The following is a 26,997-nucleotide window of genomic DNA, read 5'->3' on the forward strand; positions in this document are numbered from 1 at the left end:
ATGATCGGCAACGCCTTCAAGAAGATCCGCAGGGACCTGGGATTCCGCTATGGCAGGCGGCTTCGCCAGTTCAACTACTGGCTGGTCGCGCGGGTCGCGATGATCATCATCTCCGCGCTGCGCCTGCTGCCGCCCGACAGCGCGCTCAATTTTGCCGACCGCGCCGCCCGCCGCATCGGCCCTTGGGTGGCGCGCCATCAGGTTGCGGTCGACAATCTGCGCCAGGCCTATCCGGAAAAAAGCCATGCCGAGATCGAAGCGATCGCTTCCGACATGTGGGGCAACATGGCCCGCCTGGCCGCCGAATACATCTTTCTCGATGCTTTGTTCGACTACGATCCCGCTGCGACGAAGCCGGGCCGTGTCGAGGTCAAGGGCGTGGAGCATTTCGTGCGCATCGCGGGCGAGGATAAGCCGCATATCGTCTTTACCGGGCATCTCGGCAATTTCGAGCTGCTGCCGGTGGCGGCGGCGACTTTCGGCATGAATATCACGGCGCTGTTTCGCCCGCCCAACAACCCTTACCTCGCCGACTACATCCTCTCGACCCGCCGCTCGAGCATGGGATCGCTGCTGCCGTCTTCGACCGGTGCCTCGTTCGCGCTTGCGGCCGTCCTGGAGAAGGGCGGCAATATCGGCGTGCTGGTCGACCAGAAATTCACCGGCGGGCTCGAGACGACATTCTTCGGCCGCCCCTGCGAGAGCAACCGGGTCCTCGGCACCCTGGCGCGGCACTACGATTGCGATGTCTACCCGGCGCGCTGCGTGCGCTTGCCGAACAATCGTTTCCGGCTCGAGATCGAGGACAAGCTCACCTTGCCGCGCACCGCCGGCGGCAGTGTCGACGTCCCCGCCACCACCCAGCTTCTCAACGACGTCGTCGAGCGCTGGGTGCGCGAAGACCCCGGCCAGTGGATGTGGTTCCACAAGCGCTGGGAGATCAGCAAGCGCAAAAAGCGTCGGCCGGCGACAATGCGCGACAAAGCCGCTTGAGCGGAAACCATAGCAAGCGTTTTCCGCTACTGACGTATTTTGTTCTTGCTTTGTGCCGGCAGCTATGCTATAAATTTAGTTATGGTGCTATTTGGCCCCGACGAACCCGCCGCTCCGGCGGGTTTTTTGTTGCGGGCCGGGGAGCAGACCCTAATTCGTCACGAGGATCCGCGTATTGCCGAAGCCGGCTTTGCGCACCATCGAATAGAATGCGGCCGCGTTGCTGGGGTGAAGGCGCACACAGCCATGCGATGCCGGGCGCCCCAATTGCCGGATCGCGCCGGTGCCGTGGATGGCATAGCCGCCGCGGAAGAACACCGAATAGGGCATCGGCGACATGTCGTATTTGCGCGAATACCACATCCGGGCCGTCCGCTGTGGACGATAGCTGCCGCGTGGTGTGATGTAGCCTTTGCGGGCGGTGGAAACGCTCCACCGGTAATACGACAGCCCGTATCTTACCGTCATCGTCTGTGAGGAAATATCGATGTTCGCGACCAGGCTGGCCGCACGGCTCTCGAACGACGAACCGAACAGCATCGCTACTAATGTCGCTGCCATGAGAACAGTGTTTTTCATGCAATCAAACCCCTTTGATGCCCCTTGCCTGCCTGCCCTCACGCTGTTCTCCAGCGCTTTGATGGCAAGCCAGCGAGCTAACACTTACTCCCTGACGATTTCACCAATCCCAAGCAGCGAATTTGAACGATTTCCCGCAATAGTTGCCGTAACGACACGCAATCGCCTGGCAATTCGCCATCGGGCTTGCAAAACCCCCTCATCCGCTGCTCAATTCGCCGAATGAACGAACCGAACGAACGGCTCCTCAAGGCTATCGATGACCGAGCCGATGATCTGGTTGCACTGACTGCGGATCTGATCCGCTTTCCGACCATCAATCCGCCCGGCGAAGCTTATCGGCCATGTGCCGAATATATCGGCGCGCGGCTGAAGAAGCGTGGTTTTGAGACCGAATTCATCCGTGGCGAGGGCACACCTGGCGACACTGACCGTTACCCGCGCGTCAACGTCGTCGCCCGCTTCGATGGCCGGGCGCCGGGTGCTTGCGTGCACTTCAATTCGCATATCGACGTCGTCGAGCCTGGCGACGGCTGGAGCCTCGATCCGTTCGCCGGCATCGTCAGGGATGGCAAGGTCTATGGCCGCGGCGCTTGCGACATGAAAGGCGGGCTTGCCGCCTCGATCATCGCCGCTGAAGCCTTCATGGAGGTCTTTCCCGATTTTCCCGGCGCCATCGAGATTTCAGGCACGGTCGACGAGGAGTCCGGCGGCTTTGGCGGCGTCGCGCATCTGGCCAAGCTCGGCTATTTCTCCAGGCCGAAGGTCGACCACGTCATCATTCCCGAACCGCTCAACAAGGATCGCATCTGCCTTGGCCATCGCGGCGTCTGGTGGGCGGAGATCGAAACCAGGGGCGAGATCGCGCACGGCTCGATGCCGTTCCTCGGCGACAATGCGGTGCGCCATATGGGCGCTGTGCTGCGCGCCTTCGAGGACGAATTGTTTCCGGCGCTCGACCGCAAGATGACGCGCATGCCGGTCGTGCCCGAAGGCGCAAAACGCTCAACCATGAACATCAACTCGGTCCATGGCGGCCAGACGGAGGATTTCCGGCCCGGCCTGCCCTCGCCCAACGTGCCCGATTCCTGCCGGCTGACCATCGACCGCCGCTTCCTGCTCGAAGAGGATCTCGCTACGGTCAAGAGCGAGGTGACCGATATCCTCGAACGGCTGAAGCGCGAGCGCAAAAAGTTCGACTACGAAATCCGCGATCTGATGGAGGTGCTGCCGCTGATGACCGAGCGCGACGCGCCGGTGGTTAAGGCGGTCGCTCAAGGCATCATGGAGATATTCGACCGCGAACCGGATTACGTGATTTCGCCCGGCACCTACGACCAGAAGCACATCGCCCGTATCGGCCACATCTATGACTGCATCGCCTATGGCCCGGGCATCCTCGATCTCGCCCACCGGCCCGATGAATGGGTCGGCATTGCCGATATGCTGGACTCGGCAAAGGTGATGGCGATCGGCCTCAACGTTCTGCTGAGGGACGCCGGCCCGCGATGATCCGGCCATGGGCGAAAAAACATTCCTCCCGGCGACCGCCGACGGGACGAAACGCAATTTACTCGGCGGCGAATTCACGCTTCTATCCGGCCGGGTTTGAGCACGTGTTTTAGACATGGGGAGTTGCACGATGAAATTGTGGAAAACCATTCTGGCCGCCGCGGCGCTGGCGTTGGCCGCCGGAACCTCGGCGATGGCCGCGCGCACCGACCTGGTCATCGGCATTACGCTCGAACCCCCGCATCTCGACCCGACCGCGGGTGCCGCCGCGGCAATCGACGAGGTACTCTATGCCAATGTCTTCGAGGGCCTGACCCGCATCGGCCCGAACGGCGAGGTGCTGCCCGATCTCGCGGAAAGCTGGAGCATTTCCGACGATGGCAAGGTCTACATTTTCAAGCTGCATACCGGCGTGAAATTCCATGACGGCACCGACTTCAACGCCGACGACGTGAAATTCTCGCTCGACCGTGCCCGCGCCGAAAATTCCGTCAACGCGCAAAAGGGCCTGTTTGCCGCCATCGACAAGGTCGAGGTTGTCGATCCCGCGACGGTAAAGGTCACGCTGAAGAACCCGCAAGGCTCGTTCCTCTACAATATGGGCTGGGGCGACGCGGTTATCGTGGCGCCTGAGACAGCCGACACCAACAAGGAAAAGCCTGTTGGCACCGGCCCATTCAAGTTCCAGAACTGGGCCAAGGGCTCATCGATCACGCTGGTCAAGTCGGACAATTACTGGGGCGCCCCGGTATTCCTCGACAAGGCCGAGTTCCGCATCATTCCGGATGCCGCCGCCGCCGTTCCGGCGCTGCTTTCCGGCGACGTTCAGGCCTTTCCGTTCTTCGACCCCGACAGCGTCGCCCAGGTCAAGGACGACCCACGCTTCAAGGTGGTGATCGGCTCGACCGAGGGTGAAACCATCCTGTCGATCAACAACAAGAAGCCGCCCTTCGACAAGCTACAGGTCAGGCAGGCGATTTCCTTTGCGCTCGATCGCAAGGCGATCATCGACGGCGCCTCGGCCGGCCTCGGCGTGCCGATCGGCTCGCACATGTCGCCCGCCAGCGAGGCCTATGTCGACCTCACCGGCCTCTATCCGCACAATGTGGACAAGGCCAAGGAATTGCTGAAGGAAGCCGGCCTGGAGAATGGCTTCAAGGCGACGCTCAAGCTGCCGCCGCCCTCCTACGCGCGGCTCGGTGGCGAGATCATCGCCTCCGAGCTTCGCGAAATCGGCATCGATCTCGAGATCATACCGGTTGAATGGGCGCAATGGCTGGACCAGGTCTTCACCAAGAAGGATTACGACCTGACCATCGTTTCCCATACCGAGCCTAACGACATCGATATCTATTCGCGTAAGGACTATTACTTCAATTACGACAATCCGGCCTTCGACAAGATCATCGAGGAGCTGAACCTTACCTCCGATGAGGCCAAGCGCACGACGCTGCTTGGCGAGGCGCAGAAGGTCCTGGCAGATGACGCCGTGGTCGGCTTCCTGTACGAATTGCCGAAGGTCGGCGTCTGGGACGCCAAACTGCAGGGCCTGTGGGAAAACGCCCCGATCCAGGCCAACGACCTGACCAAGGTGAAGTGGACGGATTGAGGCGCTGACAGAAGGGGCGAAAGTTGCACTCCGTCATACCCCCCTCTGTCCTGCCGGACATCTCCCCCTCAAGCGGGGAGACTGGCCGTTTCCACGCTGCCACTGCCCTTGCAACGCCAGTGGTTAGCGAAGAGGGCTCAATCTCCCCGCTTGAGGGGGAGATGTCCGGCACAGAGGGTGGGCGGGAACGCAAGCTTCGCCCGGTTTCTGCGTTCGCCAACACAGCGGTTCCTCAACGTCCATGACCGCCTACCTCCTCAAGCGGCTCGCCATCGCCGTCGTCACGCTGGTTCTGGCCTCGATGGTGGTCTTTGCCGTGCTGGAAATCATTCCCGGCGACCCGGCGCGGCTGATGCTTGGCCTGAACGCCAGCGCCGACCAGATCGAATTGCTGCGCAACCAGATGGGTCTCAACGCTCCCGTCGTGCTGCGCTATCTGCATTGGGCCGGCGGCTTGCTGAGCCTCGATTTCGGCCGTTCCTACACCTATTCGGTGCCGGTCATCGATCTGGTCCGTGAGCGCCTCGTCGTCTCGCTGCCGCTGGCACTGATGGCGCTGTCGCTGTCCACCATCATTGCCATTCCGGTCGGACTGTTTTCCGCCAGCCGGCACGGCCGGGCCGGCGACACGATCGCGATGGGTGCCGCCCAGCTTGGCGTCGCCGTGCCCAATTTCTGGTTTGCGCTCATGCTGATTTATCTGTTCGCCGTCTGGCTGCGGCTGGTGCCGGGCGGCGGCTTTCCCGGCTGGAGCGCCGGCGTCTGGCCGGCACTGAAATCGCTGCTTCTGCCGGCGGTCGCCCTCGCTCTGCCACAGGCGGCGATCCTCGCCCGGGTCACCCGCTCGGCGCTGATCGAAGTGCTGAACGAGGACTACATCCGAACCGCCCGCGCCAAGGGCCTGCCCTATCGCCTTGTCTTGTGGCGGCATGCGCTGCGCAACGCCATGATCCCGGTGGTCACCATTCTAGGCCTGCAATTCGCTTTCCTGCTTGCCGGCACCATCATCATCGAGAACGTCTTCTACTTGCCCGGCCTCGGCCGGCTGGTGTTCCAGGCGATCAATCAGCGTGACCTGATCGTGGTCGAGAGCGTCGTCATGTTGCTGGTCGCGGCGGTCATCATCGTCAATTTCGTTGTCGATCTCTCCTATGCGGTGGTCGATCCGCGCCTGAGAGGCCGGCAATGACGCTGCACATCGACATCCCCGACGAGAACCTTGCCGGCATCCTGGCCAAGGCGTTTCGAAACCGTTCGTTCCTCGCCGGCTTCGTCGTCACCGCACTGGTGGCGGCGGTCGCGATCTTGTCCTTCTTCTGGACGCCTTACGATGTCACCAATCTGGTCATTTCCGACAAGACCCAGGCGCCGTCGCTGGCGCACTGGTTCGGCACCGACCATTTCGGTCGCGACATCCTGTCGATGATCATGGTTGGCGCCCGCAACTCGATTGCCGTGGCGCTGGTGGCGGTCGGCATCGGCATGGGCGTCGGCGTACCGCTCGGCGCCTTTGCCGCGGCGCGCGGCGGCTTCGCCGACGACGTGCTGATGCGGTTGAACGATTTGGTCTTCGCCTTTCCGGCGCTGCTTTCGGCAATTATGATCACCGCCATCTTCGGGCCGGGCGCGTTCAACGCCATCATTGCCATTGGCATCTTCAACATCCCGGTGTTCGCGCGCGTCGCCCGGGCCGGCGCCCTGGCGATCTGGCCGCGCGAATTCATCCTCGCCGCCCGCGCCGCCGGCAAGAGCAGGACGCTGATCAGCATCGAACATGTGCTGCCCAACATCGCCACGCTGCTGCTGGTACAAGGCACCATCCAGTTCGCGCTGGGCATATTGGCCGAAGCCGGGCTTTCCTATGTCGGGCTGGGCACCCAGCCGCCGATGCCGAGCTGGGGCCGCATGCTGTTCGACGCCCAGACTCGCATGGTGGTGGCGCCCTGGATGGCGATCTTTCCGGGCATGGCGATCGTCGTCACCGTGCTTGGCCTGAACCTGCTTGGCGACGGCATTGCCGACATTCTCGATCCGAAATCGCGGCGGCAGCGATGAGCCTGCTCGAAATCGAGAAGCTGTCGCTGACCATCGGCAGCACCCGTATCCTCAGAGACATCGAACTTTCCGTCGCGCCGGGCGAAGTGATGGGGCTGGTCGGCGAATCCGGCTCCGGCAAGTCGATGACGGCGCTCACCGTCATGCAGCTTCTGCCCTGGGCAGCGCATACCAGCGGACGCATCACCTTCGACGGCATCGACATCCTTGCCGCCAGCGAGGACCAGATGTGCGCGCTGCGCGGCGACGACATCGGCATGGTGTTCCAGGAGCCAATGACGGCGCTCAATCCGGTCAAAACCATCGGCGAGCAGGTCGCCGAGGGTATTCGCTGGCACACCAGGGCGAGCCGCGCCGACGCTGAGGAACGGGCGCGAAAAATGCTGGACCGGGTCGGCCTGCCGGCAGCACAATTCCCGCTCTCGCGTTATCCGCACGAACTCTCCGGCGGCCAGCGCCAGCGCGTCGTCATCGCCATCGCCTGTGCGCTGAAGCCCAAGCTGCTGATTGCCGACGAGCCGACGACCGCGCTCGACGTGGTGCTGCAGGCGCAGATTCTCGACCTGCTGCGCGACCTCGTAGCGGAAAACCGCATGGGTCTTCTGCTGATCTCGCACGACCTCGCAGTGGTGACCGAGATGGCGGACCGCATCATCATCCTGCGCCATGGCGAGGTGATGGAGGCCGGCGATACCGCGCGCACGCTGTCCGAACAGCTTCATCCCTACACGCGACAGCTGGCGCAGGCCTCCATGCATGTGCCGGCGCGGGCCCGCACACATGACAGCGGATCGGCCAAACCGCTGCTTCAGGTAGAGAACGTAACGCGGGATTATCCGGGACGGCGCACCTCCCTGTTGAAACGCGCGGCTCCAATCCGCGCCGTCGACGATGTCTCCTTTGCGATGGCGCCCGGCCAGTCGGTGGCGCTCGTCGGCCGTTCCGGCTGCGGCAAGTCGACGCTTGCTCGCATGATCCTGGCACTGGACAAGCCGACGGCGGGTATGATCCGCTTCCGCGGCGATACCCTCACCGGCAAGAGCGAGGCGGAGCTGAAGCCGGCACGGCGCAACATGCAGGTCGTGTTCCAGGACCCGTATGGTTCGTTCGACCCACGCCAGAAGGTCGAAAGATTGGTGGCCGAGCCGCTGCATGTGCTGGAGAAGAAGCCGGCGCCCGCCGCACGGCGCGAGATGGTGGCGCATGCGCTACACGAGGTCGGCCTCTCGCCAGGCGACATGGACAAATATCCGCACGAGTTTTCGGGCGGCCAGCGTCAGCGCCTGTCGATCGCCCGCGCCATCATCACCCGGCCGAAGCTGGTCGTCGCCGATGAGCCGGTCTCGGCGCTCGACGTCTCGATCCGCGCCCAGATCCTCGATTTGTTCGCGGAGCTCAACCAGAAGCTCGGTATCGCCTATCTGTTCATCACCCATGATCTGACCGTCGCCCGCGCCATCACCGACGAAGTGATGGTCATGCATGACGGCAAGATCGTCGAGCGCGGCAGGACAAGCGAAGTGCTCGACCACCCGCAATCCGCAGCGGCCAAGGCGTTGGTCGCCGCCGCTCCAGATTTGCACCGGGCGATCGCGAAACGACTGCAGGAACAGGGGTGAGCGGCCGGTTCGCAACGCGAATTCATCGTGCCGGTGGCACGATGAAAGGCCAGCGAACGCCGGGACGCTGCGGAGCAGCGGGGACCCGGCCGGACCCCTTATGGCGACTCGTGAACGGTCTGGCCCGGTTTCTCGACATATAAACATTTCTGCAGATATTGGATTGTGACAAGATTCTGTCATACTCGTTTCTCGATGATTGAGTAATTCAAAGCAACTGTCTGACGAGGGAATCATGAAAAAGTTCCTTCTTTGCGCAGCATTGCTTGCCACCGGCGTTTTCGGCGCGGATATATCTTTTGTTTCTTATATTAGAAACTTTGCGGGAATGGCAGCCTTTGCACAGGAGGCGCAATCGACTTCGCCGGATCTTGACTCCGGAGGCGGCGCTTCCACGACGGGCTCTTCGTCGGACCAGACACCGGGTGCGGGAGACGCTGCCTCGGGCGGCGCTGCGGCGGGCTCCGACGCGGCGTCGAAGGTCGACGGCAAACCGGCTGACAAGACCACCGATGCCAAAACCCGCGGCGAAGACGACCGACACCGAAGCCGCACCGGTGGCAGCAGCGGCAACGACCGAGACGACCACGGCGACGGGAGCAGTGATCCGGAAGCGATCGGCACACCGAAGGTACCTCAACGCACGATACATGGATCCAGTGCTCGGACGGTTCATCTCACCGGACGATTGGGACTCGACGCTGCCCGGCGTTGGGACCAACAGGTATGCGTATGCCCAGAACGATCCGGTTAATAAAAGTGACCAGAATGGGCATGCAATTGATCCGGATGCAGATAGGTATCCACTGGGTCGGGAAGCAGGAGGTGGTACTAGGGCGGCCGACAACAGCGAGAACGCTAAGGCCCTTCAAGCAGCAGGTGAGCAAGCGGCCAAGGATTTAGGGATCGAGGACAAGAAGAAAACTGGGAATGCTGCAAAAGTTGCGCAGTCAGTAACAGTCGATGATCTGCCAGCGGGAACCCCAATTCAGCCTCTGGAGAGTTATCAGTTCCAAAAAATCAAGTACCGCTCGGTTCACGTCACGTCTTATCATTTAGGCAATATATTCAAGACGACAAAACGAAAGGTTGGTGGGTAAGCTTTCACGGGCCTCTAGCAGGCGCCAAGATATCAATGACGACGGATGACAAAGGCCAAATTAACGGGTACGTTTTGTCGCCGCCGGGAAGTCCGCCAGTAGAGAAAGGTAAAGAACCTCTATCTGTTTTTAGGATTGGTTTTAAGAAATGCAGTTACAAATCAGCCCTACGTCAGGACATTTGACGATATACGACAAGCAATTTCACCAGTTACGGGGCGAACTGTGCCAACTCAAAGCCCGTTTGCCCATTATCCGTTGGATCCGTTCGACTCCTTGAGGTTTCCATGAGTACTCAGATACCGTGGGTTGAGAATACCGAAATAGCCTTGATTAGAATCGAATTGTATTCGGTTGTGATTGAAGCGTTATCAAGGGATTCTGGAAATTGGATTTCCATTTGTTTAAACGTTGACTTTCAAATCTATCGCTCGGACGAATTTTCAAAGTACGATGTTGTAAAACACAGTGGCTCACTGCCAATTCTTTGGAATCTGATTGGGGCAAGCATCGTTTCAGTTGAATTCGATCAAGGTACCCTCGAGATAAAATTAGACGACGGCGCATACATCTCTGTCGAAATAGAAGCTGGAAGACTGGAGCAAGTTACTTTCCGCCGCCTTGGGTCAAACGTACTCGAGCACCTTCCCTGATCGGCAAGTCTGGCTCCGGGTCAAAATTGTCGGAACTACGGTGACAGAATTTGGACTGCACCCGGTAATTCTGTGACAGGAATTACGGTGACAGGCAAACTCGCCCGCCAGGATGTCACGCTGGGCACGCTGACCCACACCACGACCAGCGTGCGCGATGCCTCCGGCCAGACGCTGCGCACCCAGTACCTGCCGGTGCAGCTCGACTTCGGCACGCTTGCCGCTCCGCTGCAATACACCGCCGGCAACAAGCTCTTCTCCGCCTCCGGCTTCATCACCTCGACCCTCTACGAGGCCGACGGCCAGACGAAAGAGATCACATATGCCAACGGTGTAAAAACGTCCTTCACCTACTCGCCGACCCGCCGCTGGCTGACCCGCGTCACCACGGCAAGGGGCGCCACCGTGCCGATGCCTCAGCCTTGCGGATTCACCACATCGGCAGGGCTGATTTCAAGCAGGTCGAGGGTGCGGCGCAACAGCTGCATCTCACTCCCGGCAAGTTGCGAATCGGCCTTGGCGATTTCCGCCATGTGGCGGGCGAGCAGCTTGCGCCGTTCGACATCGAGGTCGCGGAACTGCGCGATGGCCTGCGAGCCGTTGGTCTCGTAGCCGAATTCGTTGAGGTATTCGATGACGCTGTCGACGCTGGTTTCGGGAATGCCGAAGGCGTCCCGGCAGATACGCCTGAAGGCGGTCATTTCGCTTTCGCTGACCGAACCATCGGCCAGGATCATGCGGAACAGCATCAGTAGCTCCGCCGACAGCACCGGATCGTCCGCCACCTTGCGCACGCCGGGGTCGCCGTCGAAAATCGAGCGTATCTGGTCCAGCAATCCCATCGCCATCAGCCCCTTCCGATTCGTTCGGAAGGTAGCGCGGAATCGGCCTGGCGCAAACGGGGGTGCGCGTGCTGGAGCCGCATGTTTTCTCGCTGGAAAGCTGCCGGCCAATCCGGCAAGCCGCTGCGCTCATTGGTGTGTGACCGTGCGACTGATACTATGCCGCTGTACGAATCATGTTGAGGAGGGACGGACATGAATCTCAGTGCACCTACCCAGCTTATTTTTATCATATCCCTTGTCATCGCCATCATCGGCGTTCTCGCCGCGCTTGGCGTTCTTGCGTTTATCCCTTTGGCTTCTGTGTGGATTGTCGTCATCGCCTACATCGTGCTGGCCGCCGGCTGTCTGATGCGCGGCGCTTAAACACGTCCAGACAATTCGGAATCTCAGGCAACTCGGAGCGCCCGGCCAAAAGCCGGGCGCTTTTGATTCTGCAGGATGGTCTGTTAGAATTCCTGGACCAGGGAAAGCACAATGCCCACCAGCGAAGACGGCAGCCGCCACGACGGCCCGGAGCTCGATCGGTTCGAGATGGTGCGGCGCGCGCCGAGCCATCGGCTTCAGGGCGCCGTCACTGACATGTGTGGCTTTCGCGAAACCATGCCAGGCCATTTCCGCGCGATCGAATATGCCTCGCTGACCGTGCCGCTGGTCATCAGCTTTGCCGAACCCTTTGCCATCGGGCTCGGCAGGAACCCCACCGACAATGACCGCTTCGCCAGTTTTGCCGCCGGCCTTTATGCCGGGCCGGTGGTGATCGAATCCTTCGGCGGCGCCTGCTGTGTGCAGATCAATTTCACTCCGCTCGGCGCTCGTCGCTTCTTCGTCCGCCCGATGAGCGAACTGACCGACCGCATGGTCGGCCTGGATGACGTGCTCGGCGTCGAAGGCATCGCGCTTCGCGAAAGGCTTGGCAATGCGCCGGATTGGAGCTCACGCTTTGCCATCGCCGAGGCCTTCGTCGGCGATCGGTTGGCAACCGCAGACCGCACTCAGGCCGAAATGGTCTGGGCCTATGAGACGATCGTCTCGACGCGTGGGCGGACCCGCATCTCGACGCTGGCCGAAAAGCTTGGCTGGAGCCGCAAGCATCTTACCGGAAAATTTTCGGACGCAGTCGGCACCGGCCCAAAAACGCTGTCGCGCATCGTCCGTTTCAACCATGCGCTTGGCCTGTCGAGACAGACCAACAGTGATTGGGCCGACATCGCCGCCGACTGCGGCTATGCCGACCAGGCGCATCTGGTGCGCGAGTTCCGCGACCTCGCAGGCGTCACGCCGACTACTGTCGCCGCGAGGTAACATTTCTTCAAGACGCGCAACCAGCCTTCGCCCAGACTGGGTTGATCGACCAACCCGCTGAAGGAGATCAGCCGTGCCGAACACCACCGAACCACCGCGGCTTTACCCGGCGCTGCGCTACAAAAATGCCGGCAGGATGATCGACTGGCTGTGCGAGGCTTTCGGCTTCAGCGTTCGCGCCCGCTATGGCGAAGGCGATGTGGTGCACCATGCCGAACTCGCTTTCGGCTCCTCGATCATCATGCTCGGCACGGCGCGCGACGATGCCTATGGCAAGATGGTCGGCGCGCCCGGTTCGGGCGGCGGCAAGTCGATCTACGTTGCGGTCGCTGACGCAGATGCGGCATACGCGCGGGCAAAGACCGCCGGCGCCGAGATTCTGGAAGAACTCACCGACCGCGACTATGGCAGCCGCGAATTCATCTGCCGCGATCCGGAAGGCAATGTCTGGTCGTTCGGCACCTACTGGCCGAAGGCTGACGAGCCCGCCAGCTAACGCGCCAGCCCAAAGATGGCGTCGCAGTCGAGGTGGGTTTCCAGCTCGGCGGCGATCTCGTCCAGTGCCCGTTCGACCTCGGCGCGGTAGTCGATGCCGCCGCCCTTGACGCCGAGGCTTTCGAGGAATTTCGCCCGGAAGGCATCGGCGGAAAACAGCCCGTGCATATAGGTGCCCAGCACCTTGCCGTCGGCCGAGACAGCGCCGTCATCGATGCCGTTGATAGCGGCGGACGGCCGCAGCGTGTCCGGACCGGTGGTGCGGCCGAGATGGATTTCGTAGCCCTCGAGCGGCAGATCGAACGGCACCGAGCGCGCGCTGACATTGCGCACCGTCTTTTCCGGCTCCATCACCGTTTCGACGTCGAGCAGCCCGAGGCCTTGCGTCTCGGTAACGCTGCCCTCGATACCATCGGGATCGCGCACGACATGGCCGAGCATCTGGAAGCCGCCGCAAATGCCGACGATATGGCCACCGCGTTTCCTATGCGCGGCAAGGTCGCGGTCCCAGCCGTTCTCGCGGAATTTCAGGAGATCGCCAATCGTCGACTTCGAGCCGGGAATGACCACCAGCCCTGCATCCTGCGGCAGGCGCTGGCCAGGCGGCACGAACACCACCTCGACCTGCGGTTCGGCCTTGAGCGGGTCGAGATCGTCGAAATTGGCGATGCGCGAAAGCACCGGCACAGCGATCTTCAGCGCGCGCTTCTCACCGGACGCCAACCGTTCGAGCACGACGGAGTCTTCCGACGGCAGCCGCGCCGCCGCCTTCAGCCACGGCACCACGCCAAAGCAGCGCCAGCCGGTGAATTTTTCGATCGCCTCGATGCCATCGTCGAACAGCGTGACATCGCCGCGGAACTTGTTGATGAGATAGCCGACGATCATGCGCCGGTCCTCGTCCGGCAGGATCAGGTGGGTGCCGGCGACCGAGGCGATGACGCCGCCGCGATCGATATCGCCGACCAGGATCACCGGCACGCCGGCGCGCGTCGCAAAGCCCATATTGGCAATGTCGCGGCTCCTCAGGTTGATCTCGGCCGGCGATCCCGCGCCCTCGACAATGACCAGGTCCGCGCCCTCGCCGACCGTCGCCCAGGAGTCCAGCACCGCATCCATCAGCCGGCCCTTCAGCGTCTGATAGTCGCGCGCCCGCGCCTCGCCGAACACCTTGCCCTGCACTACGACTTGAGCGCCGACATCGGTCTGCGGCTTGAGGAGGACCGGGTTCATGTGGATGGTCGGCGGCACGCCGCAGGCGATCGCCTGCAGCCATTGGGCGCGGCCGATCTCACCGCCGCCTGAAGCGCCTGGAATATCGGCGACAGCGGCGTTGTTCGACATGTTCTGCGGCTTGAACGGCCGCACTTTCAAGCCGCGCTTCTTCGCCGCGCGGCAGAGGCCGGCGACGAGCACCGTCTTGCCGACATCGGAACCCGTGCCCTGCAGCATGATCGCCTTGGCCATCTCAGTCCCTGCCCTGCGCAACGGTTGCGGTGATCGTCGACTTGGCTGCCAGTGGCCCGCCGCGCCAGAGATAGAGCGCCAGCAGCGGCTCCTTGCCGGTGCGCATGGCGTGGCTGACGTCAGAGGCATGGTGTATCACCTCGCCCGGCGCTCGAAGGCGAAAACTGCCATCGCCCATGCGCCATTCGGTGCCGCCGGTCAGCGGGATGTAGATCTCCTCCGCGACATGGTGGTGGTCGGGGTAGACGATGTCGGGTCCAAGGATCAGCAGGCCGGCCGCGACCTCTTCATTGACGAAATGGCCGCGCGTACCAAACACCTCCAGCCAGCCGTAATTGTCTATGAAAACCTTGCCGAAATCCGCTTCGCCATAGGTCTGGCCCCAGCGCAGATCGCCGCGACGCTCCGCAACCAGCCGCGCCAGCGGCTTGGCCGCAACGGGAGCGAGTTCGACGATACGGTCGAGCTGGACGAGACAAGGCAGTGCATGCGGTTCGAGCGGCCGGCTTGGCATGTCCCAGCCGATCCGGGCAACGGCGTCGCGCACCAGCGCATCGTCGAACGTCTGGAGATAGGCATGGAAGCATCCAAGCAGTTCGTCGAATTTTGTCGTCACACTTTGCTCCAAAGCGCATTCGCGCACAGCGGCTGCGCGGACGGGTCGGGTTGCGCGGCGGCATCATTGGTCTAGATTGAACGGCGCGCAAAGCCAAAAACGACAGGCCAGCAGGCCGGAAACGTCAGGGAGCACGCCATGGACGCCGCTGTCGATGCTGGCACCAGCCAGTTCGAACTCAACGAGGACCAGCGCGCCATCCAGGAGATGGCCGAGGCCTTCGCCGCCGACCGTGTGGCGCCGAACGCACTCGACTGGGATCGCAACAAGTATTTCCCCGCCGACGTGATCCGCGAGACGGGCCCGCTCGGCCTTGGAGGCATATATGTCCGCGAGGATGTCGGCGGCTCGGGGCTCGGCCGGCTCGACGCCGTGCTGATCTTCGAGGCGCTTTCGCGGGCCGATCCGGCGTTTTCCGCCTTCATCTCTATCCACAATATGGCGGCATCGATGATCGACCGCTTCGGCGGCGACGAACAGCGCCGGCGCTTCCTGCCGAAGCTGACCTCAATGGAATGGCTGGCAAGCTATTGCCTGACCGAGCCCGGCTCGGGCTCGGATGCGGCGGCGCTGAAGACGCGCGCGACAAAGAGCGGCGGCGACTATGTGCTGAACGGCGCCAAGCAGTTTATCTCCGGTGCCGGTGACAGCGACCTCTATGTCGTCATGGCGCGCACCGGCGCCGACGGGCCGAAAGGCATTTCCACCTTCGTCGTGCCGAACGATGCGCCGGGCCTTTCTTTCGGCGCCAACGAGCACAAGATGGGCTGGCACATGCAGTCGACGCGCCAGGTCGTCTTCGAGGACTGCAAGGTGCCGGCGGAAAACCTTCTGTCGGCAGAAGGCGCCGGCTTCGGCATCGCCATGGCCGGGCTCGACGGAGGCCGGTTGAACATCGCCGCCTGCTCGCTCGGGGGCGCGCAATCGGCACTCGACAAGGCGCTCGCTTACACGGCCGAGCGCAAGGCTTTCGGCTCGAAGATCAACCAGTTCCAGGCGCTGCAGTTCAAGCTTGCGGACATGGAGACCGAATTGCAGGCAGCGCGCGTCTTCCTCTACACCGCCGCCTCGAAGCTCGACCGCAACGCGCCGGATGCCTCGAAATGGTCGGCGATGGCGAAGCGCTTCGTCACCGACACCGGCTTCAATGTCGCCAACGACGCCCTGCAGCTGCACGGCGGCTATGGTTATCTGCACGATTACGGCATCGAGAAGCTGGTGCGCGACCTGCGTGTCCACCAGATCCTCGAAGGCACCAACGAGATCATGCGCGTCATCATCGCTCGCGCGCTGATTGGACGGTAGAGAATTTAGTGAGTAGTGAGTAGAGAATTTAGTGAGTAGTGAGTAGTGAGTAGTTAGTAGTTAATGGTGAATGGTGAATGGTGAATGGTGAATAAATCATATAGAACATGACTAACCCATGATCCCTGATGACTATTCACTATTCTCCACCCCACCCACGGAGCGCCATCATGACCACCATCGCCTTCATCGGCCTCGGCAATATGGGCAATCCGATGGCCTCCAACCTGGTCAAGGCCGGGTATGCCGTGTACGGCTTCGACCTGGTGCCGGAGAACCTCGTCATCGCCAGGGAACACGGCGTCGTCATCATGGCCAACGCCGTTGCAGCGGTGAAAGACGCCGATGCGGTCATCACCATGCTGCCAGCCGGTAAGCATGTTCTGACGGTTTACGCAGACATAGTGTCCAAGGCAAAAAAAGGCGCGCTGTTCATCGATTCCTCGACCATCGATGTCGAGTCGGCTCGAAAGGCCCATACCATCGCCGCCAAGCACAGGTTGCTGTCGATCGACGCGCCAGTCTCCGGCGGCACGGGCGGTGCGGCGGCCGGCACGCTGACCTTCATGGCCGGCGGTTCGAAGGATGCCTTCGCCAAGGCCGAACCAATCCTCAAGCCGATGGCCGGCCGCATAGTTCATTGCGGCGACGACGGCGCCGGACAGGCGGCGAAGATCTGCAACAACATGATTTTGGGCATTTCGATGATCGGTGTTGCCGAGGCCTTCGTGCTGGCGGAAAAGCTCGGCCTGTCGCACCAGGCGCTGTTCGACGTCGCCTCGACCTCGTCCGGCCAGTGCTGGTCGCTGACCACCTATTGCCCGGTGCCCGGCCCGGTGCCGACATCGCCCGCCAACAATGGCTATAAGCCTGGCTTCGCGGCGGCACTGATGCTGAAGGACCTGAAACTGTCGCAGGAGGCCGCACAGAGCGTCGGTGCAGCAACGCCGCTCGGCGCCGAGGCAGCTCAGCTCTATGCGCTGTTCAACGCACAGGGGAATGCCGGTGCCGATTTTTCCGGCATCATTAATTTCCTCCGTGGTAACCCCGCGTAAGCTCCAAGTTCACAGGTTTTCGATCTGCCCAAAGCGGAAAGTCGGCAAATTTAGGTTTGCTTAAGCTCTTGCTAACCCTGCAGTAACGATATGCGTTTAAAACGGATTGCGAGGCGGACATCCGCCCGGCGCTCCGGATCAGGTCTCGCGTACCGGAGCCCGTAAGTTTCGCCTTTAGTTTCGCAAGTGTATTGTTGGCGAAGTGCCGTGCGTATCTGGCAAAGCCGCGTTCCGATGGAGCGCGGTTTTTGCGTTTCGCTTCCTCGCCCGGCAAGCGCTCGGTCGATCGCCGGGCGTCCGACATGGAGCGCCCGGCGGTCGTTCACCGCTTGCGCAGATCTGCTTCGGCCAGATCGAGCGCCTTTGCGATACGATCGCAGGCCATGTCGATCGTCTCGCGCGTCCAGATCAGCGGCGGCGACAGGATCATCGTGTCGCCGGTGGCGCGCAGCATCATGCCCTGGGCGATTGCGTGGTCGCGAACGGTCACCGCCGCGTTGCCGGCCGGCAGGAAGCGTTCCTTGGTTGCCTTGTCCTTGACGATCTCGATCGCTCCCATCAGCCCGAACGAGCGCACCTCGCCGACCAGATCGTGCTCGCCGAGACGTTCCTGCAAAGCCCTGGCGAAGTAAGGCCCGGTGTCGTTCCTGACGCGCTCGACCAGCCCCTCGCGCTCGATGATCTCGAGGTTCTTCAGCGCCACCGCGCAGGCCACCGGGTGCCCGGCATAGGTGTAGCCGTGATAGAATTCACCGCCCTTTTCGACCAGCGTCGCCGCGATGCGGTCGCCGACCAGCAGCGCCGACAGCGGCTGATAGCCAGAGGTCAGCGCCTTGGCCGTGGTGATGGTGTCGGGCTCGACATCGAAGGCTTGTGCCGCGAACCACTCGCCGGTGCGGCCGTAGCCGGTGATGACCTCGTCCAGCATCAGCAGGACGTCGTATTTGCGGCAGATGCGCTGCACTTCCGGCCAATAGCTCATCGGCGGGATCTTCACCCCGCCTGCCCCCATCACCGGTTCGCCGATGAAGGCGGCCACCTTGTCGGCGCCAGCTTCGAGGATCGCGTCCTCGACCGCTTTTGCCGCGCGCAGGCCGAAATCATGGTCGCTTTCGCCGGGCAGTGCGAGCTCATAGGCATAGGGCATCATTACATGGACGATGTTGGGCACGGCGCCGCCGAGCTGCTTGTGCATCAAATCCATGCCGCCGAGCGAGGCGCCGGCGATGGTCGAGCCGTGATAGCCCATCTTGCGCGAGATGATGCGGTTCTTCTCCGGTTTGCCTTCCAGCACCCAATAGTGACGGACCAGGCGCAGCGCCGTGTCGTTGGCCTCCGAACCGGACGAGCCGTAGAACACCTGGTTGATGTGCCTTGGCGCGATCTCCGCCAGCTTTTTCGACAGCAGAACCGGCGTCGGCGTCGAGCATTTGAAGAAGGAGTTGTAGTAGGGCAATTCCTTCATCTGGGCGTAGGCGGCGTCGGCCAGCTCGTCGCGGCCATAGCCGACATTGACGCACCACAGCCCTGCCATGCCGTCGAGGATTTCCGTCCCTTCGGAATCGTAGATGAACGGCCCGTTGGCGCGAGTGATGATCCGCGAGCCGGTCTCGCGCATCTCTTTGTGGTCGGTGAACGGATGAAGGTGATGCGCGGCATCGATCTGCTGAAGCTGCTTCAGCGAATAATTCTGGTAGGTCATGTCTGATCTTTCCTCTTGAACCAATCCGGCAGCTTTTGCGCCGGGGCGGATTCGTCAGAGGACAGCGGGCGGCGAATAGCCGATGCGGGCGCACAGCCGCAACAGCTCGGCGCGAAGCGTGCGCGGCGACGGCGTCACCGCGACCCCAAATGCGCAACCCGATTTCGCCAGCCGAGCCATGCATGTACCTTAGGCTGCCTCGAGCCCTCAGTTCAAGCCGTGCCGGTCAAGCGACGCCGGTCAATTGGTGCCAGTCAATTGGTGCCAGTTAGGGCCCGCTGCAGGAAGACATATTTCATCGCCGCCTGGGCTGCTTGCGGCCGCCGATCGCCGCGTCCGCCATGGCCGCCCTCGGTCTCCTCGAAGAACAGCGTCTTGCCGTGGCCGGCCGCCTGCAGCCGTGCCGCCATCTTGCGCGCGTGCCCGGGATGGACGCGATCGTCGGCGGTCGAGGTCGTCAGCAACACCGGCGGATAGGCTGCGTCCGTGTCTACATGCTGGTACGGCGAATAGGCGGCGAGCCAGGCTGCCTCTTCCGGCTTCGCCGGATCGCCATACTCGGCCATCCACGACGCGCCGGGCGGCAGTTCGGTGTAGCGCAGCATATCGAGCAGCGGCACCTCGATGATCACGGCACCGAACAATTCCGGGTGCTGGGTCAGCGAGACGCCGGTCAGCAAGCCACCATTCGATCCGCCTTGGATGCCCAGCGTGGCGGGCGTAGCGATGCCGCGCTTCACCAGATCTTGCGCGACCGCGGCGAAGTCGTCGAAGGCATTCTGGCGATTGGCCTTGAGCGCCGCCTGATGCCAGTTCGGGCCGAACTCGCCGCCGCCGCGTATGTTGGCCTGCACATAGGCATTGCCCTTCTCCAGCCACAGCCTGCCGCGCACGCCGGCATAGCCGGGCAGCAGCGGCACTTCGAAGCCGCCATAGCCGTAAAGCAATGTCGGCACGGGTCCATGCAAGTCGCGCCTCCTGACGACGAAGTACGGGATCATCGTGCCATCCTTCGAGCGCGCTTCGAACTGTTCGGAGACCAGCGACGACGCATCGAAACGCGCCGGCTGCGACTTCACCGTTGTCAGGCCCGCGGCGTTGTCGTCCGACCAGATGATCGAGCTCGGCGTCAGGAAATCGGTGAAGGAGAAGGAAACGCTGGAACCGAAATGCTCGGCATGGCTGATGCCGACATTGCCGTTTTCGGGCAAAGCCACGGGCTTGAACTCCCAGCCGCTGTCGCTGCGCTTGCCGGCGACGACCTTGCCGCGCACATTGTCCATCAAATTGATGAACAGCCGGTCCTGCGTGCGGGCAATACCGGCGATCGAGACACGGTGCGCCGGCTCGAGCACGGTATCGAGGGATCCGAATAGCCCGGTTTCGATCCAGCGCTCGAAATCGAGTGAATAGAGCCCGTCGGGCTTGCACAGCGTGCCGTCCGGCGCCGTCCATGGCGTACGCACGCCGAAGACAAGCTGGCCCTTGAACACCGCTGTATCGGTGACGTCGTCCGGCAGCGGGATGCGCCTGTTTTCGCCCGATGGCAGCCGCAGGAAACTGTGCGAGGCGAAGAAGTCGATGGTCCGGGCGAGGAAGACATGACGCTTGTCGCCGTCGAATTCGACGGACCCGCCGGCGGCAAGATCCTGCTTCAGCGCCTCAAAGATCGGCATCGCCTCGTTCAGTGGCGTGCCGCGCCGCCAAAGCTTGACCACGCGCGGATAACCGGACTGGGTCTTGTCGTCCTCCTCGAAGGCGGCGGAAACGATAACCGTGTCCTCGTCCAGCCAGCTAAAGCTCGACTTCGAGGCAGGAGCACGAAAGCCGCCATCGACGAAGGACCTGCTTTCGATATCGAATTCGCGCATCTCGCTGGCATCGCCGCCATCCGGCGACAGGCTGAGCAGGCAGCGGCTGAAGTCGGGATAAAGTCGGCTGGCGCCGCTGAACACCCATTTCACTCCCTCTTTCGCCGCCAGGCTGTCGAAGTCGATGATCGTCTGCCATTCCGGCTTGTCGGTCTTGTAGGACGCGACCGTGGTGCGCCGCCAGAGGCCGAGTACGTTCGTTCGGTCCTGCCAGAAATTATAGACATAGCCGTTGATAGCGGCCCCGACGGCGATGTTATCCTCGGCCGTCATCAGGTCGAGCGCCGTCTGGAACGACGTCTGATAGGACGGATCACCCTGCAGCTCCCCGACCGTGATCGCATTTTGGCGATGCACCCAGTCGAGCGCCTGCTTGCCCCTCCTGTCCTCCAGCCAGAGAAACGGGTCTTCGGCCGCCGAACCCGGCTGGCCCTTGGTATTCGATTTGGTCATGAGGTCTCCGGTTGAGTCGGGCGGCGGCATAGCCAAGATCGACATGGGGCCGCTTATATTCAAGTCGTTCGTCAGAAACGGCGGCTTTCTGGCATTCACGCCATCCGTCTTCGAATGACCGTTACAACTGCCAGCGCCAGGCAAATGGCACCGAGCGTCATTGGCAGGCCGCCGGCGCCAACAACATCCATGGCGCTGCCCGCCAGCGGCGGCACGGCGATGCCGCCGATGCCCCACATCAAAGAGAAGGCGGCATTGCCGGCGACCAGTGCCGAGCCGGTGAACCGCTCGCCGAGCTCGATGATCGACATCGTGTAGATACCGTACGAAACCGCACCCCAGACGAAGACGCACGGCCAGATCAGCGGCGTCTCGATGAGAACCGGCAGCAGCGCGCATCCCAGCACCGTCATCGAAACACAGATGAACCGCACCAGCCGCGCCGTCAGTCGTTCCGCCAACAGGCCGAGCGGCACCTGCATAGCGATATTGCCGGCGATCATCACTGACAGCAGCGCCGACATGTGCGCTTCCGCAATGCCATAATGTGTTCCGTAGACCGGCAGCAAGGCGAGCACCGCCTGTTCGAAACCGGCGGCCACAATCACCGCCGACAACAGCAGCCACGCCTGCGGCACGAACCCCAGCACCGAAACCCGGTGCCCGCTCTCGTCGACCTTGGGCAGCCGTGCCAGCACCGAGGCGAGGCAGGCGCCGCAAAACAGGAATGCGCCGATGCCGACCAGAAACGGCGGCCATCCCACGGTGCCGACCGCAAGCAGGCACAGCGGCCCCGCCGCAAAGCCCGCCGAAATGATGGTCGAATAGATGCCCATGACGCGGCCGCGGCGTGCCGGCGGCGCCAGTGCGATCACCCAGACTTCGCTCAGCACGTAGAGCGGGTTGGTGACGGCGCCGATCAAAAAGCGCAGCGGAAACCACAGATAGACGTTTTGGGTCCAGCCGATCAGCGCCAGCACCAGCGCGGAAAGTGCCGCGCACGTAAGCGCGGTGCGCCCTGCCCCGAAACGCCGCGCTAGCGCCGGAACCAGCGGCGACGAGACGATGAAGCCGATCGGCGTCATTGCCGCCGACAGGCCGATTATGGCCGGCGAGACGCCCTGGCGCTGCAGGATGAAGCTCAACAGCGGATAGCTCAGCCCTTGCGCGATGGCGAACACCGAGACGGTGGCGATCACGCCGGTGATCGCCGCCCATTGCGCTATTTCGCCGCTGCTTTGTTCCGCCCGGTCCATGATGCAGGATTAGCGTTTCGGTTCCGTCGCGGTAAGCACCGGCAACGAAAACCGCTTGCGCCAGCCGAAACGCGATCAAGAGGCTGGCGATCCCGCCGGCTGCCCCAGGGTATGTCGCTTCCCTCGCCCTAGTGGTCGCCGCCTCCGCAATGGCAGGACGGCCGGCGGTCCATTATGCCGCCGCATTGCCGCAGCGTACGAGGACTATCATGACCGCCGCCCTTCAGCCCGCCGAACCGGCACTGGCAAACGACCGCGCCCGTCGCGGCGGCCGCGCGGGGAAGCGTGCCGGCGGCTCGACGGCGTTTGAGCAGCCGCCGTTTCGGCAGTTGAAGAACCCGCTGACGCCGACCCGGCTGGTTTCCGACGACGAGCTGGAATCAATTCACCTCGCCTCTCTGCGCGTGCTGCGGGAAATCGGCGTCGACGTGCTGCATGACGAAGCCCGGCGCATCATGAAGGCGCATGGCGCCGATGTCCGCGAGGGCAGTGAGCGGGTGCGCTTCGACAGCGACATGATCCTGGAACTGGTTGCCCATTGCCCGCCGGAATTCACCATCCACGCCCGCAACCCGGCGCACAATGTGCGCTTTGGTGGCGATAATCTGATCATCTCGATGATGGCGTCGGCACCCAATTGCTCAGACGTCGACCGCGGCCGTCGGCCAGGCAACCAGCAGGACTACCGCAACTTCCTCAAGCTTGCGCAGATGCACAACATATTGAACTGCACGGGCGGGTACCCGGTCGAGCCGATCGACATCCATCCGTCCGTGCGCCACCTCGAATGCATCCGTGACCTCGCCACGCTGACCGACAAGATGTTCCACATCTATTCGCTCGGTAAGGAGCGCAACGTCGACGGCATCGAGATCACCAGGATCGCGCGCGGCATCAGCCATGAGCAGTTGCTCGCAGAGCCGTCGGTATTCACCATCATCAACACCAATTCGCCGCTCAAGCTCGACGTGCCGATGATGGAAGGTATCATCCAGATGTCGAGCAAGGGCCAGGTGGTCATCGTGACGCCCTTCACCCTGTCCGGCGCCATGGCGCCGGTGACGATTGCCGGCGCGCTGGTGCAACAGAATGCCGAGGCGCTGTCCGGCATCGCCTTTGCGCAGATGGTGCGCAAGGGCGCGCCTGTCGGCTACGGCGGCTTCACCTCGAATGTCGATATGAAGTCCGGCGCGCCGGCCTTCGGCACGCCGGAATATATGAAGGCGCAGCTGGTCGGCGGGCAGCTCGCCCGCCGCTACAACATCCCCTACCGCACCTCCAACACCTGCGCCGCTAACACGGTCGACGCGCAAGCCGCCTATGAAAGCGTGTTCTCGCTGTGGGGCGCCATTCAGGGTGGCGGCAATCTGATGATGCATGCGGCCGGCTGGCTCGAAGGCGGCCTGCGCTGTTCCTACGAAAAGACCATCCTCGATATAGACCTGTTGCAGATGGTCGCCGAGTTCCTGACGCCGCTCGATCTTTCCGAGGAAGCGCTGGGTTTCGACGCCATCCAGTCGGTCGGCCCCGGCGGCCATTTCTTCGGCACCCAGCACACGCAGGACCGCTACAAGACCGCGTTTTACGCGCCAATCATTTCCGACTGGCGCAATTTCGAGAGTTGGGTTGAGGCCGGATCGCCGACCGCACTCGAAAAGGCCAATCGCGTGTGGAAGGAACGGCTGGCGTCCTATGAAGAGCCTTATATGGACCCGGCAATCCGCGAGGAGCTCAACGCTTTCGTCGACAAGCGCCGGGCCGAAGGCGGCGCGCCGACCGATTTCTGATCATCTGATGAGTAGTCGACCCCCACTCCGTCTTGATGGCAGGCTGGCCGAAAACATCGCCGTATTCGACCTCCGCTTTGTTTTCGCGCCCCGCTCACTCGATTCAATCTCTTCAAAAACGGAATTATCTTAATGAAATCTCATGCAAAATCGGTTGTCATCGGCGGCGGGGTCGTTGGCTGCTCGGTGCTCTATCATCTGGCCAAAGCTGGCTGGACCGACATCCTGCTGATCGAGCGTTCGGAGCTCACCTCCGGCTCGTCCTGGCATGCGGCGGGCGGCTTCCATACGCTGAACGGCGATCCCAACGTCGCCAAGCTGCAGGCCTATACGGTGCAGCTTTACAAGGAGATCGAGGAGATTTCCGGCCAATCCTGCTCGCTGCACCTGACCGGCGGCGTGATGATGGCCGATACGCCCGAGCGCATGGACTTCCTGCGGCTCGCCCACGCCAAGGGCCGCTATCTCGGCATGGACACAGAACTGATCACGCCGTCCGAGGCGAAGGCGATGTTCCCGCTGATGGACGAGACGAATTTCGTCGGCGCCATGTGGGATCCGGTCGAGGGCCACCTCGATCCTTCCGGCACCACCCACGCCTATGCCAAGGCCGCCAGGAAGCTGGGCGCCGAGATCGTGCTGCGCAACCGCGTCGTCGAACTGACGCAGGAGGTCGACGGCACCTGGAACGTCGTCACCGAGCAAGGCACGGTCAAAGCCGAGCATGTCGTCAACTGCGGCGGCCTGTGGGCGCGTGAGATCGGTCGCATGGTCGGCGTCGAACTGCCGGTGCTGGCCATGGAGCACATGTATCTCCTGACCGAGCCGATGCCGGAGGTCGAGGAATTCAACAAGTCGACCGGCCGCGAGATGATCGGCGTGCTCGATTTCAAGGGCGAGATCTATACCCGCCAGGAGCGCAACGGCATCCTGCTCGGTACCTATGAAAAGGCCTGCAAGCCGTGGTCGCCGGTCAACACGCCGTGGGATTTCGGCCACGAGCTGCTGCAGCCCGACATCGACCGCATCGCGCCGTCGCTTGAGATCGGCTTCAAGCATTTCCCCGGCATCGAGAAGGCCGGCATCAAGCAGATCATCAATGGTCCCTTCACCTTCGCGCTGGACGGCAACCCGCTGGTCGGTCCGGTGCAGGGCCTGACCAATTTCTGGTGCGCCTGCGCCGTCATGGCCGGCTTCAGCCAGGGCGGCGGCGTCGGCCTGGCGCTGTCGAACTGGATGGTCCATGGCGACCCCGGCTTCGACGTCTGGGGCATGGACGTGGCCCGCTTCGGCGAATGGGCAACGCTGCGCTACACCAACGCAAAGGTGCGCGAAAACTATTCGCGCCGTTTCTCCATCCGCTTTCCCAACGAGGAATTGCCGGCGGCAAGACCGGCGCAGACGACCCCGCTTTACGACACCATGCTCGCCAATAACGCCGTCATGGGCGACAGCTGGGGTCTCGAAACCCCGCTCTGGTTCGCGCCGAAAGGCTCGGAGCCGAAGGACGTCGTGTCCTTCCACCGCTCCAATGATTTCGGCCCGATCGGCGAGGAGGTGCGCGCCACCCGCGAGAAGGTCGGCGTCACCGAGATCGCCAACTTTGCCAAATACGAAGTCTCCGGACCAGGGGCCGAGGACTTCCTCAACCGGCTGATGACCAATCGCATGCCGAAGACCGGCCGCATCGTGCTGACGCCGATGCTGAACGAGTTCGGCCGGCTGATCGGCGACTTCACCATCGCCAAGGCGGGCGAAGAACGCTTCATGATCTGGGGTTCTTCGGCAGCGCAGAAATACCACATGCGCTGGTTCGAGAAGCATCTGCCGAAGGATGGCCCAAGGGCGTCAGAGGTGCGCATCCACCGCTTCGACCAGACGCTGGTCGGCCTCTCCATCGCCGGGCCGAAATCGCGTGACCTGCTGCAGAAACTGGTCGATGTCGACATCTCGACCAAGGCCTTCCGCTTCATGGATTTCCGCGAGATGGCGGTCGGCGGCGCGCCCTGCATGGTCAACCGCATCACCTACACCGGCGACCTCGGCTATGAGATCTGGATGGCGCCCGCCTACCAGCGCCTGGTCTACAAGGCGATCAAGGAGGCTGGCGAAGAGTTTGGCCTTATCGATTTCGGCATGCGGGCTTTGCTCTCGATGCGCCTTGAGAAGAACTTCCCGACCTGGTTCCGCGAGCTACGTCCGATCTACGGACCATTCGAAGGCTCGATGGACCGCTTCATCAAGCTGGAGAAGAACGATTTCATCGGCCGGGAGGCGGCAGCCAGGGAACAGGCGGCAGGGCCGAAGCTGCGCCGCGTTTCCTTCATCGTCGATGCCGCGGATGCCGACGTCATGGGCGACGAGCCGATCTGGGCCAAAGTCGGCGGCAAGGATTACGGCACCGTGGAAAAGCCGCATGGCTACGGTGCACCGCGCTTCGACGCGGGCGGCAAGGAAGTGCGCGGCTCGAACGCCGCCGAAGGCGCGTCTGCCGTGCGCGGCATTGTCGACGGCGACTGGCGCGTGGTCGGCTGGATCACCTCCGGCGGCTATGCGCATTATGTCGAGAAGTCGATGGCGCAAGGCTATGTACCGGCAGCGCTTGCCGAGAACGAGAGCGCCGGCCTGTTCGAGATCGAAATCCTTGGCCACCGGCGTCCCGCACGCATCAATGTCGAACCGCCGTTCGATCCGAGCGGCGAAAGGATGAGGACGTAGGCGCA

General features: G+C 62.5%; 23 protein-coding genes. 15 read left to right on the top strand and 8 right to left on the bottom strand.

Annotated features, from left to right (window positions below):
- A complete protein-coding gene (locus NKH17_RS07455) occupies window positions 1-993 on the top strand; it encodes a lipid A biosynthesis lauroyl acyltransferase (RefSeq protein WP_352646857.1) in 993 nt (330 codons plus the stop codon).
- Window positions 994-1,143: 150 nt separating this feature from the next.
- Here NKH17_RS07455 and NKH17_RS07460 read toward each other — a convergent pair whose 3' ends face one another.
- Complete coding sequence (locus NKH17_RS07460) at window positions 1,144-1,572, bottom strand: L,D-transpeptidase (protein ID WP_352646859.1); 429 nt, start codon at window positions 1,570-1,572, stop codon at window positions 1,144-1,146.
- Window positions 1,573-1,794: 222 nt separating this feature from the next.
- Here NKH17_RS07460 and NKH17_RS07465 point away from each other — a divergent pair, with 222 nt between their 5' ends.
- The 7 genes from NKH17_RS07465 to NKH17_RS07495 all read left to right on the top strand — a co-directional run bounded on the left by NKH17_RS07465 (window position 1,795) and on the right by NKH17_RS07495 (window position 10,120).
- Window positions 1,795-3,084, top strand: a complete 1,290-nt coding sequence (locus tag NKH17_RS07465) for an acetylornithine deacetylase/succinyl-diaminopimelate desuccinylase family protein (protein WP_352646861.1) — start codon at window positions 1,795-1,797, stop codon at window positions 3,082-3,084.
- A gap of 130 nt (window positions 3,085-3,214) precedes the next feature.
- Complete coding sequence (locus tag NKH17_RS07470; protein WP_352805106.1) at window positions 3,215-4,693, top strand: ABC transporter substrate-binding protein; 1,479 nt, start codon at window positions 3,215-3,217, stop codon at window positions 4,691-4,693.
- 241 nt (window positions 4,694-4,934) lie between these two features.
- Window positions 4,935-5,882 carry an ABC transporter permease gene (locus NKH17_RS07475; RefSeq protein WP_352897258.1) on the top strand — a complete coding sequence of 316 codons (948 nt, stop codon included), beginning with the start codon at window positions 4,935-4,937 and terminating at the stop codon, window positions 5,880-5,882.
- Complete coding sequence (locus NKH17_RS07480) at window positions 5,879-6,748, top strand: ABC transporter permease (protein WP_352477629.1); 870 nt, start codon at window positions 5,879-5,881, stop codon at window positions 6,746-6,748. The genes NKH17_RS07475 and NKH17_RS07480 overlap by 4 nt, the downstream gene beginning before the upstream one ends.
- Window positions 6,745-8,367 (top strand): ABC transporter ATP-binding protein, encoded by a 1,623-nt coding sequence (locus NKH17_RS07485; RefSeq protein WP_352897256.1) that lies wholly within the window; start codon window positions 6,745-6,747, stop codon window positions 8,365-8,367. Before NKH17_RS07480 ends, NKH17_RS07485 begins: the two co-directional genes overlap by 4 nt.
- Window positions 8,368-8,879: 512 nt before the next feature.
- Window positions 8,880-9,467 carry an RHS repeat-associated core domain-containing protein gene (locus NKH17_RS07490; RefSeq protein ID WP_352897254.1) on the top strand — a complete coding sequence of 196 codons (588 nt, stop codon included), beginning with the start codon at window positions 8,880-8,882 and terminating at the stop codon, window positions 9,465-9,467.
- A gap of 287 nt (window positions 9,468-9,754) precedes the next feature.
- A complete protein-coding gene (locus NKH17_RS07495) occupies window positions 9,755-10,120 on the top strand; it encodes a hypothetical protein (protein ID WP_352897252.1) in 366 nt (121 codons plus the stop codon).
- A gap of 416 nt (window positions 10,121-10,536) precedes the next feature.
- Here the strand turns inward: NKH17_RS07495 and NKH17_RS07505 are convergent, their stop codons facing one another.
- The gene (locus NKH17_RS07505; protein ID WP_352897250.1) at window positions 10,537-10,968 is read right to left on the bottom strand and encodes a tellurite resistance TerB family protein; all 432 of its coding nucleotides are present in this window, start codon (window positions 10,966-10,968) and stop codon (window positions 10,537-10,539) included.
- A 189-nt stretch (window positions 10,969-11,157) separates the two neighbouring features.
- Between NKH17_RS07505 and NKH17_RS07510 the strand changes: the two genes are divergently transcribed.
- The 3 genes from NKH17_RS07510 to NKH17_RS07520 all read left to right on the top strand — a co-directional run bounded on the left by NKH17_RS07510 (window position 11,158) and on the right by NKH17_RS07520 (window position 12,763).
- Window positions 11,158-11,328, top strand: coding sequence for a hypothetical protein (locus NKH17_RS07510; RefSeq protein ID WP_254818195.1), 171 nt, complete (start codon window positions 11,158-11,160; stop codon window positions 11,326-11,328).
- Window positions 11,329-11,439: 111 nt separating this feature from the next.
- Window positions 11,440-12,267, top strand: coding sequence for a helix-turn-helix domain-containing protein (locus NKH17_RS07515; protein WP_352805115.1), 828 nt, complete (start codon window positions 11,440-11,442; stop codon window positions 12,265-12,267).
- A gap of 73 nt (window positions 12,268-12,340) precedes the next feature.
- Window positions 12,341-12,763 carry a VOC family protein gene (locus NKH17_RS07520; protein WP_352897247.1) on the top strand — a complete coding sequence of 141 codons (423 nt, stop codon included), beginning with the start codon at window positions 12,341-12,343 and terminating at the stop codon, window positions 12,761-12,763.
- Here NKH17_RS07520 and NKH17_RS07525 read toward each other — a convergent pair.
- Both NKH17_RS07525 and NKH17_RS07530 read right to left on the bottom strand, forming a co-directional pair.
- Window positions 12,760-14,229 carry a cobyric acid synthase gene (locus NKH17_RS07525; RefSeq protein ID WP_352897245.1) on the bottom strand — a complete coding sequence of 490 codons (1,470 nt, stop codon included), beginning with the start codon at window positions 14,227-14,229 and terminating at the stop codon, window positions 12,760-12,762. The genes NKH17_RS07520 and NKH17_RS07525 overlap by 4 nt on opposite strands.
- 1 nt (window position 14,230) lies before the next feature.
- A complete protein-coding gene (locus tag NKH17_RS07530; protein ID WP_352805124.1) occupies window positions 14,231-14,845 on the bottom strand; it encodes a dimethylsulfonioproprionate lyase family protein in 615 nt (204 codons plus the stop codon).
- 138 nt (window positions 14,846-14,983) lie between these two features.
- Between NKH17_RS07530 and NKH17_RS07535 the strand changes: the two genes are divergently transcribed.
- Window positions 14,984-16,150 (top strand): isobutyryl-CoA dehydrogenase, encoded by a 1,167-nt coding sequence (locus NKH17_RS07535; protein ID WP_352805127.1) that lies wholly within the window; start codon window positions 14,984-14,986, stop codon window positions 16,148-16,150.
- A 170-nt stretch (window positions 16,151-16,320) separates the two neighbouring features.
- Window positions 16,321-17,205, top strand: coding sequence for a 3-hydroxyisobutyrate dehydrogenase (gene mmsB, locus NKH17_RS07540; RefSeq protein WP_352897242.1), 885 nt, complete (start codon window positions 16,321-16,323; stop codon window positions 17,203-17,205).
- Window positions 17,206-17,527: 322 nt separating this feature from the next.
- Here the strand turns inward: mmsB and NKH17_RS07545 are convergent, their stop codons facing one another.
- The 4 genes from NKH17_RS07545 to NKH17_RS07560 form a co-directional block, all read right to left on the bottom strand.
- The gene (locus NKH17_RS07545) at window positions 17,528-18,907 is read right to left on the bottom strand and encodes an aspartate aminotransferase family protein (protein WP_352477620.1); all 1,380 of its coding nucleotides are present in this window, start codon (window positions 18,905-18,907) and stop codon (window positions 17,528-17,530) included.
- Between the two features lie 54 nt (window positions 18,908-18,961).
- Window positions 18,962-19,087 carry a hypothetical protein gene (locus NKH17_RS07550; RefSeq protein WP_031194280.1) on the bottom strand — a complete coding sequence of 42 codons (126 nt, stop codon included), beginning with the start codon at window positions 19,085-19,087 and terminating at the stop codon, window positions 18,962-18,964.
- 74 nt (window positions 19,088-19,161) lie between these two features.
- Window positions 19,162-21,231, bottom strand: coding sequence for a prolyl oligopeptidase family serine peptidase (locus tag NKH17_RS07555; protein WP_352897240.1), 2,070 nt, complete (start codon window positions 21,229-21,231; stop codon window positions 19,162-19,164).
- A 95-nt stretch (window positions 21,232-21,326) separates the two neighbouring features.
- Window positions 21,327-22,487, bottom strand: coding sequence for an MFS transporter (locus NKH17_RS07560; RefSeq protein WP_352897238.1), 1,161 nt, complete (start codon window positions 22,485-22,487; stop codon window positions 21,327-21,329).
- A 209-nt stretch (window positions 22,488-22,696) separates the two neighbouring features.
- Here NKH17_RS07560 and NKH17_RS07565 point away from each other — a divergent pair, with 209 nt between their 5' ends.
- A complete protein-coding gene (locus NKH17_RS07565; protein ID WP_254818184.1) occupies window positions 22,697-24,274 on the top strand; it encodes a trimethylamine methyltransferase family protein in 1,578 nt (525 codons plus the stop codon).
- 132 nt (window positions 24,275-24,406) lie between these two features.
- Entirely contained in the window at window positions 24,407-26,992 is a 2,586-nt protein-coding gene (locus NKH17_RS07570) for a GcvT family protein (protein ID WP_352897236.1), read from the top strand.
- Window positions 26,993-26,997: the final 5 nt, after the last annotated feature.

The organism is Mesorhizobium sp. M1334 (assembly GCF_040317995.1).
In the GTDB taxonomy this organism is placed as follows: domain Bacteria; phylum Pseudomonadota; class Alphaproteobacteria; order Rhizobiales; family Rhizobiaceae; genus Mesorhizobium.